General features: G+C 72.8%; 14 protein-coding genes. 6 read left to right on the top strand and 8 right to left on the bottom strand.

The features are described 5' to 3' along the window. Positions 1-97: 97 nt before the first annotated feature. A complete protein-coding gene (locus tag ABR738_RS27480; protein WP_350232634.1) occupies positions 98-1267 on the top strand; it encodes a C40 family peptidase in 1170 nt (389 codons plus the stop codon). On the opposite strand, the gene ABR738_RS27475 is transcribed toward ABR738_RS27480, so the two are convergent. Genes ABR738_RS27475 through ABR738_RS27455 form a run of 5 tightly spaced genes read right to left on the bottom strand, consistent with a single transcriptional unit; the run spans position 1264 to position 6735 of the window. Next, positions 1264-2505 carry a styrene monooxygenase/indole monooxygenase family protein gene (locus ABR738_RS27475; RefSeq protein WP_350232633.1) on the bottom strand — a complete coding sequence of 414 codons (1242 nt, stop codon included), beginning with the start codon at positions 2503-2505 and terminating at the stop codon, positions 1264-1266. The genes ABR738_RS27480 and ABR738_RS27475 overlap by 4 nt on opposite strands. Positions 2506-2563: 58 nt before the next feature. Continuing rightward, a complete protein-coding gene (locus ABR738_RS27470; protein ID WP_350232632.1) occupies positions 2564-3184 on the bottom strand; it encodes a GTP-binding protein in 621 nt (206 codons plus the stop codon). Continuing rightward, on the bottom strand, positions 3162-3572 hold the full coding sequence (locus tag ABR738_RS27465) for a DUF742 domain-containing protein (protein ID WP_350232631.1): 411 nt from the start codon (positions 3570-3572) through the stop codon (positions 3162-3164). Before ABR738_RS27465 ends, ABR738_RS27470 begins: the two co-directional genes overlap by 23 nt. After that, positions 3569-4075, bottom strand: a complete 507-nt coding sequence (locus ABR738_RS27460) for a roadblock/LC7 domain-containing protein (protein WP_350232630.1) — start codon at positions 4073-4075, stop codon at positions 3569-3571. The genes ABR738_RS27465 and ABR738_RS27460 overlap by 4 nt, the downstream gene beginning before the upstream one ends. Then, positions 4072-6735, bottom strand: coding sequence for a nitrate- and nitrite sensing domain-containing protein (locus ABR738_RS27455; RefSeq protein WP_350232629.1), 2664 nt, complete (start codon positions 6733-6735; stop codon positions 4072-4074). The genes ABR738_RS27460 and ABR738_RS27455 overlap by 4 nt, the downstream gene beginning before the upstream one ends. Before the next feature lie 338 nt (positions 6736-7073). Here ABR738_RS27455 and ABR738_RS27450 point away from each other — a divergent pair, with 338 nt between their 5' ends. Further along, positions 7074-7859: a hypothetical protein gene (locus ABR738_RS27450; RefSeq protein WP_350232628.1), complete on the top strand. Its 786-nt coding sequence runs from the start codon at positions 7074-7076 to the stop codon at positions 7857-7859. Between the two features lie 350 nt (positions 7860-8209). On the opposite strand, the gene ABR738_RS27445 is transcribed toward ABR738_RS27450, so the two are convergent. After that, positions 8210-8665, bottom strand: coding sequence for a MarR family winged helix-turn-helix transcriptional regulator (locus ABR738_RS27445; protein WP_350232627.1), 456 nt, complete (start codon positions 8663-8665; stop codon positions 8210-8212). Between the two features lie 283 nt (positions 8666-8948). Between ABR738_RS27445 and ABR738_RS27440 the strand changes: the two genes are divergently transcribed. Both ABR738_RS27440 and ABR738_RS27435 read left to right on the top strand, forming a co-directional pair. Beyond that, positions 8949-9773, top strand: a complete 825-nt coding sequence (locus ABR738_RS27440) for a lysozyme (protein WP_350232626.1) — start codon at positions 8949-8951, stop codon at positions 9771-9773. A gap of 125 nt (positions 9774-9898) precedes the next feature. Next, positions 9899-10693 carry a trypsin-like serine peptidase gene (locus ABR738_RS27435; protein ID WP_350232625.1) on the top strand — a complete coding sequence of 265 codons (795 nt, stop codon included), beginning with the start codon at positions 9899-9901 and terminating at the stop codon, positions 10691-10693. 30 nt (positions 10694-10723) lie between these two features. On the opposite strand, the gene lon is transcribed toward ABR738_RS27435, so the two are convergent. Further along, positions 10724-13141 carry an endopeptidase La gene (gene lon / locus ABR738_RS27430; RefSeq protein ID WP_350232624.1) on the bottom strand — a complete coding sequence of 806 codons (2418 nt, stop codon included), beginning with the start codon at positions 13139-13141 and terminating at the stop codon, positions 10724-10726. A 235-nt stretch (positions 13142-13376) separates the two neighbouring features. Here lon and ABR738_RS27425 point away from each other — a divergent pair, with 235 nt between their 5' ends. Then, positions 13377-14444, top strand: coding sequence for a DUF3626 domain-containing protein (locus tag ABR738_RS27425; protein ID WP_350232623.1), 1068 nt, complete (start codon positions 13377-13379; stop codon positions 14442-14444). A gap of 13 nt (positions 14445-14457) precedes the next feature. Here ABR738_RS27425 and ABR738_RS27420 read toward each other — a convergent pair whose 3' ends face one another. Continuing rightward, on the bottom strand, positions 14458-15090 hold the full coding sequence (locus ABR738_RS27420; RefSeq protein WP_350232622.1) for a rhomboid-like protein: 633 nt from the start codon (positions 15088-15090) through the stop codon (positions 14458-14460). 789 nt (positions 15091-15879) lie between these two features. Here ABR738_RS27420 and ABR738_RS27415 point away from each other — a divergent pair. Next, positions 15880-16548: a spermidine synthase family protein gene (locus ABR738_RS27415; protein WP_350232621.1), complete on the top strand. Its 669-nt coding sequence runs from the start codon at positions 15880-15882 to the stop codon at positions 16546-16548. Positions 16549-16636 lie beyond the last annotated feature (88 nt).

The raw sequence follows: 16636 nt of genomic DNA, 5'->3' as shown, positions 1-16636 counted from the left end.
GCCCGTTCGCCCTTTTCCTGGTGATTGTCACCCCGGCGCGTGCCACGATCCGGTCCGGTGGGGCCGGAAGGACCGGCCCGCGACCGGAGGTGAGGACATGTCAGCTCGCGTGCGCCCGGTGTGCGCGGCGGCCGTCGCCGTGGCCCTGGCGGCGGCGACGATGGCACCGGACGCGGTGGCCGCGCCTCCGCCCGGCGAGTCCGCGTCGGCGCTGCCCGGGCAGCCGCCCGAGAGCTCGGCCTCGGTCCTGCTGACCCAGCTCCAGACGCTGTACCGACAGGCGGAGGAGGCGACCGAGGCGTACAAGGCCACTGATGTCGAGCTCAAGCGCCTGGAGGCCGAGGACAAGAAGCTGGGCGCTTCACTGGCCTCGGCGCGAGCCGCGCTCGCCCGCGGGCGCAGCGCGGCCGGCCGGCTCGCGCGCGAGCAGTACCAGGGGCGGGGCGATCTCTCCGGATATCTGCGGGTGCTGCTGGCCGACGATCCGCAGAGCGCGCTCGACCAGGGCCATGTGCTGGCCCACGCGGCCGGCGAGCGCCGGGCGGCGGTGGACCGGCTCACCCGGGGCGAGCGGCAGGCCGCCGAGCTGGCACGGGCCTCGCGCCGGGCGCTTGAGGAGCAGCAGGCGCTCGCCCAGCGCCAGCAGCGCGAGAAGGACGACGTCGAACTCCGGCTCAAGGAGGTCGAGAAGCTGCTCGCCGAACTCTCCCCCGAACAGCTGGCCGAACTGGCCCGGCTCGAACAGCGCGGCACCGACCGGGCCCAGCGCGACCTGCTCTCCTCGGGCGCCCTGAGCGGCACCCGGGCCCCGTCGTCCGAGGGCGACCGGGCGCTCACCTACGCGGTGGACCAGATCGGCAAGCCGTATGTGTGGGGCGCCGAGGGCCCGGAGTCCTACGACTGCTCCGGGCTCACCTCACAGGCGTGGGCGCACGCGGGCCGCTCGATCCCGCGCACCAGCCAGGAACAGTGGGCCGAGCTGCCGCACATCGCGCTGACCTCGCTGCGCCCGGGTGATCTGGTGGTCTACTTCCCCAAGGCCACCCATGTGGCGATGTACCTGGGCGGCGGCCTCGTGGTGCAGGCCCCGCGCCCCGGCGCCCGGGTCAAGGTCTCCCCCATCGCGGCCAACCCGCTCCTCGGCGCGGTCCGCCCCGACCCCGCCGCCGATCCGCTGGCCCTGTCCGCGTACCACCCCCCGAGGCTCCCCGAGGGGGCGGCGCAGGGGGTGGACACGGGATACTCCTCCGAGGACGAGCCCAACTAGGCCTGGGCTGCGCCCACTTCGGCCAGGTAGGCGTTGGTCTTGTCGGGGTCGAAGAAGAAGTTCTCGAAGTCGGCCGGGTTGTCGAAGCCGTTGGCGAAGCGGTCGGCCACCGGCGGGAGCTGGCCGGCCGCGCCGATCAGGTTCAGGACGTGCTCCGGGGGGACCCCCAGCATGGCGTTGGTCCACTTCGTCACGTGCTGGGCGGTGTCCCAGTACCGCTCGAAGGTGGCCCGCATCCACTCCTCGTCGTACGCCTTGTCGCCGTGCTCGACGATCGAGGCGAGGTAGGAGGCGGCGCACTTGGACGCCGAGTTGGAGCCCTGCCCTGTGATGGGGTCGTTCGCCACGACGACGTCCGCGACACCGAGCACCAGGCCGCCGCCGGGCAGCCGGCCCACGGGGTTGCGGACGGTGGGCGCGTAGCGGCCGGCCAGCGTGCCGCCCGCGTCGGTCAGCTCCACCTTGGTGGCCCGCGCGTACTCCCAGGGCAGGAACTTCTCCATCAGCTCAAGGGTGAGCGCCAGGTGCTCGGCGGGGTCGCGTACGCCGGTGAAGGCGTCGACCGGGCCGCCGGGCACGCCCTCCCAGAACAGGATGTCGGCGCGGCCCGACGTGGTGAGCGTCGGCATGACGAACAGCTCGCCCACGCCCGGCACCAGGTTGCAGCGCACCGCGTCGAACTCGGGGTGCTCGGGGCGCGGCCCGAGGCCGTGCACATAGGCGACGGCGAGCGCTCGCTGGGGCTCGGTGTAGGGGGAGCGCGAGGCGTCGCGGCCGAACATCGAGACCAGCTCGCCCTTGCCCGCCGAGACCAGGACCAGGTCGTAGGTGCGTGCGAAGAAGTCCAGGTCGGAGACTGCCGCACCGTGGATGACCAGCTGACCGCCACGCTGGGCGAAGATCTCCATCCAGCCGGCCATCTTGACCCGCTGGTCCACCGACTGCGCGAAGCCGTCGAGCCTGCCCACCCAGTCGACGGCGCGCGAGCCGTCGGGGGCCGCGACGGAGACGCCGACGCCCTCGATCCTGGGGGCCTGGGACTCCCAGAAGTTCAGCCCGAGGTCACGCTCGTGCTGGAGCGCGGTGTGGAACATGCACTGCGTGGACATGACCCGGCCGGACCGGATCTCGTCCGCCGTGCGGTTCGACATCAGGGTGACGTCGTACCCCTGTGCCTGGAGCCCGAGGGCCAGCTGAAGGCCGGACTGGCCGGCTCCGACTATGAGTATTCTCCGCATGCGGGACCGTTCTCCGTTATGTGCGTATCTGTACGTGGCGGGCCATGGGGGGTGGGGTCTATTCGGGGCAGGCCTCGAGCGCGTGGCCGACCAGGCCGAGCAGCGACTCGATCACCGAGACCCGGTCGCGCGCGTCCATGATCACCACCGGGATGTGCGGTGCCACGGTGAGCGCTTCGCGTACGTCCTCGGGCTCGAAGGCCTCGGTCCCCTCGAAGTGGTTGACGGCCACGATGTAGGGCAGCCCGCAGCTCTCGAAGTAGTCGAGCGCGGGGAAGCAGTCCGAAAGGCGCCGGGTGTCGGCGAGCACGACCGCGCCGATCGCGCCGCGCACGATGTCGTCCCACATGAACCAGAACCGCTGCTGGCCGGGCGTGCCGAACACGTACAGGACGAGATCGTCATCCAGCGTGATGCGGCCGAAGTCCATGGCGACCGTGGTGGTCAGCTTGTCCGGGGTCGCGGTGAGGTCGTCGGTGTCCTCGCTCGCCCGCGTCATCACCGCCTCGGTCTGGAGCGGGGTGATCTCCGAGACGGACGAGACGAAGGTGGTCTTGCCCACGCCGAAGCCGCCCGCGACCACGACCTTGGTGGCGATGGGGGCCCGGCTGCGGTCCTGCTGCCAGGGGAGCAACCGCTCATCGGGAAGCAGGAGTTCAGAGGCGGCGGCGGAGTCCACTCAGCACCCTTTCGAGCAGTGCGCGGTCGGGCTGGCCCGGGCCGTGCCCGGTCCCGTACACCCGTATCTTTCCCTGGTCGGCCAGGTCGCTGAGCAGCACCCTGACCACACCGAGCGGCATCTTGAGGAGCGCGGAGATCTCGGCGACGGTCCGCATCGCGCGGCAGATCTCCACGATGGCCAGCATCTCCGGCATGACCCGGTGCGTGCCGCCGCCGAGCTCCTTGCGCTCCGGGGGTGCCTCGATGGCCGCGACGAACGTCTCGACGAACAGCACATGGCCGAACCGGGTGCGGCCACCGGTCAGCGAGTACGGGCGGACGCGGGCGGGCTTCCTGTCCGCGCCGCGTTTGGGCAGCCGCGCGGATTTCTCGGCGGGCGGGGTCACTGGGCGGCCTCCATCGACTGGCGAAGTTCGCTGCGGACTTGGGGGGTCAGGACGTGTCCGGCACGGCCCACGAAGAGCGCCATGTGGTAGGCGACGACGCTCATGTCGCAGTCCGGGGTGGCATGCACGCCGAGCAGCGATCCGTCGCTGATGGACATGACGAAGACGCTGCCCTCCTCCATCGCGACCATCGTCTGCTTGACGCCGCCGCCGTCCATGAGCCGGGCGGCCCCGACGGTGAGGCTGCCGATGCCGGAGACGATGGTGGCGAGGTCGGCGCTCGATCCGCGCGGGCCCTGCCGGGCCACGGTGACCTGGCGCTGCTCCGGGTCGGACGAGAGCAGCAGCAGACCGTCCGACGAGACGACCGCGACGGAGATGAGCCCTGGCACCTCCTCGACCAGGTTCCCGAGCAGCCACTGCAGATTGCGGGCCTCGGTGCTCGCTCCGATCGTGCCGGTGCCGCTGCCGGGACTGCCGGTCCCGGTGCCGGTCGCACTCATCCGCGTACCTCCTCGACTGTCTCCCCCGTGTCCGTGTCTGCCTGCTGTGATGGGTCTTCGAGTTCCGCCGCCACGTCGCGACGGCCTTCCTTGGCGCCCTGCTGGAAACCGCCGAGCCTGCGCCGCAGCGCCTCGGCCGCGTCGGTGCCGCCTTTTCGCTCCCGTGCCTGGGCGGGCCCGGCCTTGACGACCCGGGGGGTCCGCTTGGGCAGCCCCTTGTCCGTGACGCGCTGCTGGGGCACCTGTGCGGGCTCGGGGTCCGGGTTGGGGTGGGGCTCCGCGTCGGGCTCCTGTCGGGGCGCGAGCGGCCGCTGCTCGGGCACGGCGGCCCGTGGCTCGGGCAGGCGCATCTCGAACGTCGGCTCGTCGAGGGGGAGCCGGGGCTCGTCCTCGGCCGGCTCGGCGGGCTCGCGGGACGCGGTCGGCTCGGGGAACGCGGCGGGCCCGGGGGACGCGATCGACTCGGGGGGCCCGGCGGGCTCGGTCGCGGTGGGTTTTGCGACCTCCCCGGAGCGTTCCGTGCGCTCCGGCAGCACATTGGAGTTGGCCTCGGCCAGCGCGCCCGGCAGGGTGAAGCGCGGGGCCGCGCCCTCCGTCGCCATCACGTGGGGCGCCTCGGGCGGCGCGTCCGGCAGGACCGCCTTGGGCAGCACCACGACCGCGGCCACGCCGCCCTGCTTCTGCTCCCGCAGTTCTATGCGCACGCCATGCCGGTGTCCCAGCAGCGCCGAGACATGCAGCCCGAGGCCGCCCGCCTCGGTGCCCGGCTCGCCGGGCTCGTAGGACGCGGGGTCCGCGAGTCGGCGGTTCAGCTCGGCGCGCCGCTCCTCGGGCACCCCGATGCCGCAGTCCTGGATCGAGAGCATGATGTCGCCGCCCTCCAGCTGCCAGCCCGACAGCTGCACCTGGGACTCCGGCGGCGAGAAGGACGTGGCGTTCTCCAGGAGCTCGGCGACCAGATGGCTCAGGTCGTCGGCGGCGTACCCGGCGACCTGCGCGTAGGGCGGCAGCGCCTGGATGGAGACCCGCTCGTACCGCTCGATCTCGCTGAGCGCGGCCCGCATGACGTCGACCAGCGGAACCGGGCCGGGGTGGTTGTGGTGGTGCTCGATACCGGCCAGGACCAGCAGGTTCTCGCCGTGGCGGCGGATGACCGTGGCCAGGTGGTCGAGTTTGAACAGGACGGCGAGCTGGTCGGGGTCCTGCTCGTGCTCCTCCAGGCCCTCGATCACGGTGAGCTGGCGCTCGATCAGGCCGAGGCTGCGCAGGCCCAGGTTGACGAAGGCGTGCTTCACGGTGCCACGGGCCCGTTCGAGCTCGCCCGTCAACTCCCGTACGTGGTCGAGCAGTTCGGCCTTCTCGGCGGCGAGACGGGCCAGCCGGGCGCGCTGCTTGGCAAGGTCCTGGTCGAGCCCTTCGGCCCGGGTGTGCTGCTCGACGGCCTTGGCGTGCAGCTCGTTGAGGGAGCGCACGACCTGGGCGAACTCGTCGTTGCGCCCGGTGAAGCGCACCGGCTCCTCGCTCGCCGGCGCCTGGGCGAGACGGGCCGAGCCGCGCCGCACTACGGCGAGCGGGCGGGTCAGGCTGCGGGCGGTGGCGGCGCTGACGGCGATGGCGAGCAGCAACAGCGCGCCGATCAGGCCGACCCGGAGCTCAAGGGCGCTCACGTCGTCGTCGCGCAGCTGCTCGAACCGCTTGACCTGCGCGGTGGCCAGCGCCGCCTCCGCGCCGCGCATCCGGTCGAGCCGCGCGGAGAGCGCGGCGCCCACCGCGTCCGGGTCGGTTTTGCGTTCGGTGGCGCTGAGCTGGGACTGGTCGGTGAGGCGGGTGAGGTAGCCGTCGGCCGCCTCCACCTCGGGTCCGGTGACGGTCGCGGCGACCTTGTCACGGGCGTCGGCGCCCGCGGCCTGGTCGAAGTCGGCCAGCGCGGACTGCTCGCGTACGTGCGCCTGCTGGGCGGCGGCGCTCAGCGCGTCCCGCGCCCGGGCCGCGTCGCCGTCGTCCTTCTCCTTCTGTACGTACTTGCCGGTGGCCGGGTCGAACGTCTTGGCGGCCGGGCCCGCCGGCACCGAGAGCGCGCCGAGCAGCAGCCCACGGGTCGCCGATGCCTGCTCGACCGCCCGCTCCAGCGCGCCGGGCGCCCGGACGGCGTCGGCCGCGCGCGGGGGCGTACGGTCGGCGAGCTCGTCGGCGACGGCGAGGAGCGAGGCGATGACGCCGGAGTACGCCTTCTGCGCCTCCAGGGCGCCGCCCTTGCCGGTGAGCGCGGCGCGGCGCACGGCGGGCACCGTGGCGAGGTCACGCGCGAGGCTCGCGGGGGCGGTGGCGCGCAGCTCGTCGATCCGGCGGTCCACCCGGGCGGCGGGCTCCTTGAGGGCCGCGTCCTGGCCGCTGGGCCGGCCGGCCGCGATGTACTGCGTGACGCCGTCCCGCTCGTCTCCCAGGGCGTGGGCGAGGCTGACCGTCTGCTGGTTCAACTGGGCCAGGGTGGCCAGGTGCTGGGAATCGGTGAGGTCCGCGGAGGCCGCGAACAGGGTGGGCGCACCGGCTCCGAGCACGATGAGGGAGACGACGGCGACGGAGACGACCAGGCGGCTCCGCACCCGTGCGGGGCGCTGCGCGCGTGTGCCGTCGTCGCCCCGAGGCCGCTTGTTCTGCACCGGTGCTCTCAACCTTCACTCGTGTTTGCCAGTCCACCAAGGAAGCCAAGGTGACGACTGGTCATGACGAGTAGTCACTGCTCGGCCACCTGAACGAGTGAACATCACTTCGGAGTTGACCATCAACTCTGGGAGCGTGCCCGCTCACGCCCCGATGAGACGTCGGTTGGAAGTTCCGCGCGGGCTTTGGCAGGATGCCCGCCCACAGCTGGGCGGAGTGGCGGATTCCTCCCGAGATGAGCCGGGTTCGCCTGCTGGTACGGGCCAATTGACGGGCCGTCCGGCGCTGCGGCGGCGTGCGTGGAGGCGTCGTGAAAGCGTCGTGCAGACTGGCCGGCATGCACATCGAGCTCGCCTCCCTTCCCGGCCGCCTTGACCACCCCAACGAGGACTGGGCCGCCACGGCACTGCCCGCGTGCGGACTGGGCGGCGTGCTGGTGGTCCTCGACGGCGTCACGCCGCTGCCCGGCAATGGCGACTGCGTGCACGACGTGCCCTGGTTCACCGCACGGCTCGGCGGCGCTTTGACCGAACTGTCCGCTTCCCGGCAGGATATGACGCTGACCGAGATCCTGGCCGCGTCCATACGGCGCACGGCGGACGCCCACCGCGACACGTGTGACCTTTCTCACCCTCGTACGCCTCAGGCAACCGTGGTGCTCGCGCGGTGGGACGCGGCGGAGCTGGACTATCTCGTCCTGTCGGACTCGGCGCTGCTCATCGAAGCGGCCGACGGCACGGTGCGGGCGGTTCTGGACGACCGGCTCGACCGGGTGCCGCGGGCCTCCCTCGCGTCCGACGCGCTCGCGGACGCACTGGCCCGCAACAAGGAGGGCGGCTTCTTCACGGCGGCCGCCGACCCGTCGGTGGCCGCGCGCGCGGTGACCGGACGCGAGCCGCTGGCCGGGGTGCGGGCGGTGGCGGCCCTCACGGACGGCGCGACCCGCTGGGTCGAGACGTTCCGCGAGGGGTCGTGGGCGGACTGCGTGGCCCTGATCCACAAAACGGGCCCCGAGGGCCTGATCGCCCGGGTGCGGGAGCTTGAGGCGGGGGACGAGGAGCGGGTGTTCCTCGGCGCCGGGAAGCGTCACGACGATGCGACGGTTGTGCTGGTGGAGGTGTAGGCGCGCCAGGGCCGGACGGCGCGTTTGCCCACCCGCCCACCCGGACACCCGGGTCAAAAGGTGCGGCTCCCTGGGGCTCCGCCCCAGACCCCGTCGCGCCTCAAGGGCGCTCGTCCTCAAACGCCGGACGGGCTCAGGGTGCCCATGCAGGCCAGCACCAGCCCCGCCAGGGGCGCGGGGAACTGCGCGCCCAGCCACGCACGGCCCGCAGCCGGGGTTCCCGGGGTTCATCCCGGATGGGCTGAGGAGGCCCGTGCGGGCCAGCGCCGGATAGTCAGGGGCGCGGGGAACTGCGCGAGAACCGACCACCACCCGCACCCCAAAGCGAACCCGCAGGGTCGAACGCAGGCCTAATTGTCCGCCGCAGCCGCGTTCAGCTGGTGGAGGAGGCGGGCCAGCTCCGAGATCTCCACCCGGTCCCAGTTGGCCAGCTTCCGCACATACCGCTCGCGCCGAGCATCCCGCACCCGCCCGAACCTCGCCGTACCCTCCGGCGTGATGCGGACCAGGGAGGCGCGGCCGTCCGCCGGGTCGGGCTCGCGGGCCACGAGCCCGAGGTCTTCCAGGGCGTGGAGCTGGCGGCTCATGGTCGCCTTGCCCACCCCGAAGTACCCGGCGAGCTCGGTCGCGCGCTGCGGCCCCACCTCGTCGAGCCGTACGAGCAGCCCGTACGCCGCCGGTTCGAGATCGGGGTGGACCTCACGGGCCATCTCGCCGGACGAGGCCCTGGCCCGCCGCAGAAAGACGGCGAGCTCGCGTTCGAGCGCCAGGAACTCCGGATCCGGACCGTGCACATCGGCTCCCATGCCATAGGTGTGTCGTGACGGCACAGTATTTCCCAGCGGGCTGTGCGTCCCGTGGCCCGGATGGCGCCCGGGCCGGGCGCGGCTGAAAGTTTCCGCCAGGCCACGCCGTTCTCGCAGCGTGTCGCGGCCACCAAAGGTCTGAACCATCGGCATAACCTGAAGCCTCTTTCGCGCCAACGGTCTACGTGCGTAGCGTCATCTCTGACATGTCCACAGCGATACGCCGACATGTCGACCCAGGCCGTCAAGTCCCAGCCCCCACCGAGCCTTTCGGAGGCACGCAATGCCCGTGCACAGATCCGGAACGGCCCGCCGCGGACCCCTCACCGCGGCCGGGATCCTCCTCTCCTCCCTCACCCTCGTCCTCGGCTTCACCGGCACCTCCGGCGCCGCCGACACCCCTCCGCGCGGCACCGCGACCCTGGGCATGGGCGTCGCCGCGCACGACGGGGTGGGCGGTCTGCCCCGCGACCTGCGCACCGTCCAGACCGAAGGCGTCGACACCAGCAGCCACAACGGCAACGTCGCCTGGTCCACCCTGGCGAACAGCGGCGTGAAGTGGGCCTACGTCAAGGCCACCGAAGGCACGTACTACAACAACCCCAACTTCCCGCAGCAGTACAACGGCTCGTACGACGTGGGAATGATCCGTGGCGCCTACCACTTCGCCACCCCGGACACCACGAGCGGCGCGGCCCAGGCCGACTACTTCGCGGACCACGGCGGCGGCTGGTCGCGCGACGGGCGGACCCTGCCGGGCGCGCTCGACATCGAGTGGAACCCGTACGGCGCCGCCTGCTACGGCAAGTCGGCTTCGGGGATGGTCAGCTGGATCCGCGACTTCGTGAACGAGTACCGGGCCCGCACCGGCCGCGATGCCGTGATCTACACCGCCACCAGCTGGTGGAGCCAGTGCACCGGGAACTCCGGCGCCTTCGGGGCCACCAACCCGCTCTGGATCGCCCGCTACAACACCGACCCCGGCGCCCTCCCGGCCGGCTGGGACTACTACACGATGTGGCAGTACACCTCGTCGGGCCCGACCGTGGGCGACCACTCCCGGTTCAACGGCGCGTACGACCGGCTCCAGGCGCTGGCCAACGGCTGACCGGGCCGTCACAGGAGAACGGGCCCCCGGCGTCGCGTGCGCCGGGGGCCTTCGCGCACCCCGAACGGGCCATGGACCGCACACATGAGCCCATGCCGCGCCCCGCATGCGTCAGGATGGAGACCATGCGCACCTTGGGAGTGGTGAAGCGGGCGGTGGCCCCGGTCGCGGCGGTCGCCGTCGTACTGCTGGCCGGAGCGGGCTGCGGCGGGCGCGCCGCCTCGTCCCCCCAGTCCGATACGGCACCGTTGGGCGGCACGCAGACCAGCGCCGTGCCGGCGCCCCTCACTCCCTCGGTCGGCGTGCTTGTCAGCGGCGGCGACCACTACTGCACGGCGAGTGTGGTGAACAGTCCGCGTGGCAACGTCATCGCCACCGCCGCGCACTGCGCCGCCGCCCATCCGGCCGACCAGCTGGAGTTCGCGCCGGGCTTCTCGGGGGCGGCGGAGGGGACGTATCCGTACGGGAAGTGGAAGGTACGGGCCGCCCAGATCGACGGCCGCTGGACCACGGACCAGGACGACGCCGGCGACTACGCCTTCCTCACACTGGAACCGGACGCGCGCGGGCGCAGCGTGCAGAGCGTGGTCGGCTCCTCGACGCCGGACTGGGGCGCGGGGCCCGACCAGCGCGTCACCGTCGTCGGCTACCCGGTCGAGGACCACAACCCCGAGAACCGCCCCGTCATGTGCACCACCGACTCCCACCGGGACACCGAGGTCGGCGCGATGATGCGGATGCGCTGCGGGGGCTTCTGGGACGGCACGAGCGGCAGCCCCTGGCTGACCGGATACCAGGGGCCGGACCGCATGGGCCGGATCATCGGGGTGCTCAGCGGCGGCGACACCGACGCCGAGTCGACGGCCGTCCTGTTCGACGCCGGGGCCCGCTCGCTGTACGAACGGGCCACCCGCGCCTGACGGCGGCCTCCCGCGCGAAAGGCCCGGGGCTCAGGCCGCCGCGGCGACCGCGACCTGCGCCGGGGAGAGCGCGATCTCCAGGACCTGGCGGACGTCGGTCACGGGGTGGACCTCCAGCTTCTCCAGGACCTCCGGCGGGACGTCGTCCAGGTCGGCCTCGTTGCGCTTGGGGATCACCACGGTGGTGATCCCGGCGCGGTGCGCGGCGAGCAGCTTCTGCTTGAGCCCGCCGATCGGCAGCACCCGGCCGGTCAGCGACACCTCGCCGGTCATCGCCACGTCGGTGCGCACCTGGCGTCCGGACAGGAGCGAGGACAGCGCGGTGACCAGGGTGATGCCGGCGCTCGGGCCGTCCTTGGGGACCGCGCCCGCCGGGAAGTGGACGTGCACGCCCCGGTCCTTCAAGTCCCCCACGGGGAGCTCCAGTTCGGCCCCGTGCGAGCGCAGGAAGCTCAGCGCGATCCGCGCGGACTCCTTCATCACGTCGCCGAGCTGACCGGTCAGGGTCAGGCCCGCCGCGCCCGTCTCCGCGTCGGCGAGGGAGGCCTCCACGAACAGGACGTCGCCGCCGGCGCCGGTGACGGCGAGTCCGGTGGCCACGCCGGGCACCGCGGTGCGCCGCTCGGCCGGGTCCTGGGCGGACTCGGGCACGTGGTGCGGGCGTCCGATCAGGTCGCGCAGGCCGTCGGGGGTGATGGTGAACGGCAGCTCGCGCCGGCCCAGTTCGTGCTCGGCGGCCACCTTGCGCAGCAGCCGCGCGATGGAGCGCTCCAGGTTCCGTACGCCCGCCTCCCTGGTGTACTCCCCCGCGAGCCCGCGCAGCGCGGCCTCCTCCAGAACCACCTCTCCGGTTTCGAGACCGGCCCGCTCCAACTGGCGCGGCAGCAGGTGGTCGCGGGCGATGACGACCTTCTCGTCCTCGGTGTACCCGTCGAGCCTGACCAGTTCCATGCGGTCGAGCAGCGCCTCGGGGATGGCTTCGAGGACGTTGGCGGTGGCGAGGAACACCACGTCGCTGAGGTCGAGCTCGACCTCCAGGTAGTGGTCGCGGAAGGTGTGGTTCTGCGCCGGGTCGAGGACTTCGAGCAGGGCGGCCGCCGGGTCGCCCCGGAAGTCGGAGCCCACCTTGTCGATCTCGTCGAGCAGCACGACCGGGTTCATCGACCCGGCCTCCTTGATGGCCCGGACGATCCGTCCTGGCAGGGCGCCCACATAGGTGCGGCGGTGACCCCGGATCTCGGCCTCGTCGCGTACGCCGCCGAGCGCGACCCGCACGAACTTGCGGCCCATGGCGTGCGCCACTGACTCGCCGAGCGAGGTCTTGCCCACGCCGGGCGGGCCGACGAGCGCGAGCACGGCGCCCCCGCGACGGCCTCCGACGACCCCGAGCCCGCGTTCGGCGCGGCGCTTGCGCACCGCGAGGTATTCGGTGATGCGCTCCTTCACGTCCTTCAGGCCCGCGTGCTCGGCGTCCAGGACCGCGCGGGCGCCCGGGATGTCGTACACGTCGTCCGTGGTCTCGTTCCACGGCAGTTCGAGGACGGTGTCGAGCCAGGTGCGGATCCAGGAGCCCTCCGGCGACTGGTCGCTGGCGCGCTCCAGCTTCTCGACCTCCTTGAGCGCGGCCTCGCGGACCTTCTCGGGCAGGTCGGCGGCCTCGACGCGGGCGCGGTAGTCGTCGCTCTCGTCCTCCTCGCCGCCCTCCCCGTTCAGCTCGCGCAACTCCTTGCGCACGGCGTCGAGCTGGCGGCGCAGCAGGAACTCGCGCTGCTGCCTGTCCACGCCTTCCTGGACGTCCTTGGCGATGGACTCGGCGACGTCCTGCTCGGCGAGGTGTTCGCGCAGCTGCTCGGTGGCCAGCTTGAGGCGGGCCACCGGGTCGGCCGTCTCCAGGAGTTCGACCTTCTGGGCAGTCGTGAGGAACGGCGAGTATCCGGAGTTGTCGGCGAGCGCGGAGACGTCCTCGATCTGCTGGACGCGGTCGACGACCTGCCAGGCACCGCGCTTCTTGAGCCAGGCGGTGGCCAGGGCCTTGTACTCCTTGACGAGCTCGGCCACGTGGCCCGGGAGGGGGTCGGGCAGGGTCTCCTCGACCCGGGTGCCCTCCACCCAGAGGGCGGCGCCGGGCCCGGTGGTGCCGGCGCCGATCCGCACGCGGTGACGGCCCCGGATGAGGGCGCCGGGGTCACCGTCGGAGAGCCGCCCGACCTGCTCGACGGTCCCGAGCACACCGGTCGCGGCGTACGTCCCGTCGACCCGCGGCACGAGCAGCACCTGCGGCTTGCCCCCGTCCGGCCCGGCAGCGGCCTGCGCGGCCTCGACGGCGGCCCGCACCTCGGCATCGGACAGATCGAGCGGCACCACCATCCCGGGCAGCACGACCTCGTCGTCGAGCGGCAGCACGGGCAGGGTGGTCGGTGTGGACGGTGCCGTGGACTCGGTAGCCATGATCTCCCCTTCGGCAGTCAAGTTGAGCTATGCCGACTCAATGCTTGTGAGTGGAGGAATGTTCCCCGAGAGCCGTTCGCTCTGAGCGATCACCCGGGAACCGTGTGGTCATGGCTCCACGCGGCCCGGTTCGGCGGCTCCGGTTTACGGTCCACGCGGTTCCGCTCCCGGCCTGAACACGGCCAGCGCGAAATTCCCGCGCCGTCCCGCGGCCCGCTCCCCTACCTTCGCCACCATGACGCTCACCCCCGCTCAGGCCGCCGCCCTCGCTCACGTTCGCGCCCTGGCGCGCGCGGGCCGGGCGGGGGCCGGGCGCCGGCTCGGTTGGGTGGACGCGGACGCGCTCGCCTCGTCCGTCCTGCGGCGCGCCCGCATCACGCTCAACTTCCACCCGGACCGGCTGCGTCCCGCCGACGGGCGCACCGTCGCCGAAGCGCTCGCCGAGGACGGGGTCTACCGGAACCAGTACGAGACGGGTCTGTCCAACGGCGGCCGGACGGCGTTCCCCGGCGGGGCGCGGGACGAGTGGGAGCGGGGGCTGTTCGGGGGCGCCTACCACCGGCAGGGGGTGCGGCCCGAGGAGCGGCCCAAGTACGGCGCGCTCAACGTGTTCGGCCACACCGACGGCGCCGCGCCCCGCTTCGGCTCCTGTCACGTACGGCTGCGTACCGAGGTGAGTCGGCGGTCCACGTTCTGTCACGGGGACAGCCACCTCGGGCCCACGGACGTGGGGACCGCCGACGCCTTCGCGTGCGTCCTCGCGGGCCTGGCGCAGGCCGGTGTGGATATGCGCGGCATGGCACCGGATGCGCCGGAAGCGATCCCGCACTCGCCCGGCGCCGCGCCCGGGCCGGGCCGCGGCGGGCACGGGCGGGTGCTCGACGGTCACGTCGAGGCCCAGGTGCACGGTCCCATCGTGCTGGGCCGGGACGCCGAGGCGCTGGTGCTCGACCCCTCGTTCCGGGGCACCCGGACGGCCCGGCTGCTCGCCTCGACCGGCGTGCCCCTGGAGTGGCACGCCGGCTTCGTGCTGGCGCCGCACGAAGTGGACGCGCGGTTCCGGGGGGCGGTCATGGTGGCGCTCGCCGAGTGGATCTGCCGCGCCCACTCCCCGCACGGCCTCCTCGACGCCCGGGTGCTCGGGCACGCGGCTGCGGCCGTCGTGCGCGAGCCGCACGCGTGGGCCGCATGGGGCACGCGGGACGAAGTACTCCAGTACATCAAGCAGTTGTGGCACGTGCTCGCGTGGTCGGGGCGGCCCCACGGCGGTGGGGCGTCGGCGAGTGACGGCGGCCGCGCGTGACGGCGGCCGGTGGTCAGCCCGGCTGCGCCGGGAGGCGCACGCGGCGCACCGCCGGCCAGCACGCCACACCCACCAGGAGCGCTATCGGATGGCCCCACGCGGCCAGCGGATCGGCGATGTCCAGGAGGTCCTGCGCGAGCAGCACTCCCACCACGGCCAGGATCGTCCAGCGGAAGAGCGGCACGAGCAGCCCCGCCAGGGCGCCCACCGTGGCCATCAGGCCGAAGCTGATGCCGTAGTCCAGGCGGTGCAGCGAGCTCTCGGGCAGCTGACCCGCCAGCACGGAGAGCGCGACCGGGATCTCGGTGGCCAGGGTGGCGATCACGTGCCCGAGCAGGAAGACGCCCGCCGTGCGCCAGCCGCCGATGCGGTGTTCCAGGGCGGCCAGGACGAAGACGAAGACGACCGCGTAGGGCGACAGGACGCCGCCCGCGATCCACAGCGCGCTGGCGACGATCGCGAGGACCGGCCGGGTCGAGAGATGGGCCACGTCGGTACTCGACCCCTGGAGCAGCGCGTCCACGGTGTCCCGGTCGCCGTACTGGGCGTACAGCGACGTCGCCAGGAGCAGCAGGGCGTAGCCGAAGGCGAACGGGGCGGCGGGCGACGGCAGCACCCGCCGCATCCGGCCCAGCCCGCGGCCCACGCCGAACGCCGGGCCCGGCTCGTCCGCCGGCCCACCGGTCGCCGTGCCGGGGGCTGCGGCGAGGGTCGTGCCGGGCGCCGTGCCGGGCGCTGTGGCGGACCGGGCGCCACTCGCCAGCGCGGCAGCGGAAGGCAGGGAAGCGGCGGGAGACGGTGCAGCCGACGGCAGAGCGGCACCCGAAGGCAAAGCAGCGGCGGAAGGCAGAGCGGCAGCCGAAGACAGGACGACACCCGAAGGCACGGCGGCACCCGAAGACACGGCGGCACCCGAAGACAGGGCGGCACCCGAAGGCACGGCGGCCGCAGAAGGCAGCGAAGCACCCGAGGGCAGCGCACCCGCAGAAGACAGAGCAGCACCCGCAGGCACGGCAGCACCCGCAGGCAGCGCAGCCCCGGAAGGCACGGCAGCAACCGGACGCACCCTGCGCCGCGTCGCGTTGGGCGGCGTGCTCGTCGGAGGGGCGGGCGGGCGGGTTTCGAGCGGGTGCACCGGGTGAGGCCCCTTCCCCGGACCGCGGCGAACCGCGCCCCGCATCAAGCCGCGCCCGCGTCGCCCGGCCGTGTTCCGTACTCGCTTACGTCCCTACAACGCACACCCTCCGCGAACGACTCCGGCCGCGTCTATGGCGTGCACCACAGCAGACAACCTTTGACGCGTCCTGTGCGTCAGGGGCTACCGGCACGTACCCGGCCCCCGGCCCGGCCAACCGTGGGCACAGCGTCCGGCGCGCGCCGGGCCGGGCCCGCAATTCACGTGCGCGGCGGCGCCACGAACGGCATCCTCACGGGCATGGACGACATCGCCACTCTCGATCGGCGCCAAGGACCCCACGGGGAAGTCGTACTGCGCCGGCGCGGGACGCATTTCGAGATCATCGCCAATGGCTGCTTCCTCATGGATACTTCGGACGGCCGCTCGGAGCGCCTGCTCATCGATGCGGCGTACGACACACTCGCGCCCGGCACCGCCCACCCCTCGCTGCTCATCGGCGGGCTCGGCGTCGGGTTCTCCCTCGCACATGCGGTCAGGGACCCGCGCTGGGGCCAAATCGCCGTGGTGGAGCGGGAGGACGCCATCATCGACTGGCACCGCGCAGGTCCACTCCACGCCATTTCCGGGCCGTCCCTGTCCGATTCGCGTACCCGGATCATCCACGCCGATCTGGTGGATTACGTACGTACCGCCCAGGACACCTTCGACGCGCTGTGCCTGGACATCGACAACGGGCCCGACTGGACCGTCACGGAGGGCAACGACCATCTGTACTCCCCGGCCGGACTCGCCCACTGCGCACGGCGGTTGAGACCCGAAGGGGTACTGGCGGTCTGGTCGGCCCAGCCCTCTCCCGCCTTCGAGCAGGCGCTCCGGAATGCCGGATTCACCGGGGTACATACCAAAGAGATCCGAGTTGCCCGGGGCGTCCCTGACGTGGTCCATCTCGGCGTTCGCCCTGCGTAGCCGAGATGCGGAAAGTGCCTCTAGTCTCTGACCGACACAGGGGATCACCCCACGGATCCCCGGGCGAGCACAGTCAGGGCGGGGCAAC

It is taken from the genome of Streptomyces sp. Edi4 (assembly GCF_040253615.1).
Taxonomy (GTDB): Bacteria; Actinomycetota; Actinomycetes; order Streptomycetales; family Streptomycetaceae; genus Streptomyces.
The sequence above is the reverse complement of the archived record's forward strand: the minus strand, read 5'-3'. Positions and strand labels throughout refer to the sequence as shown.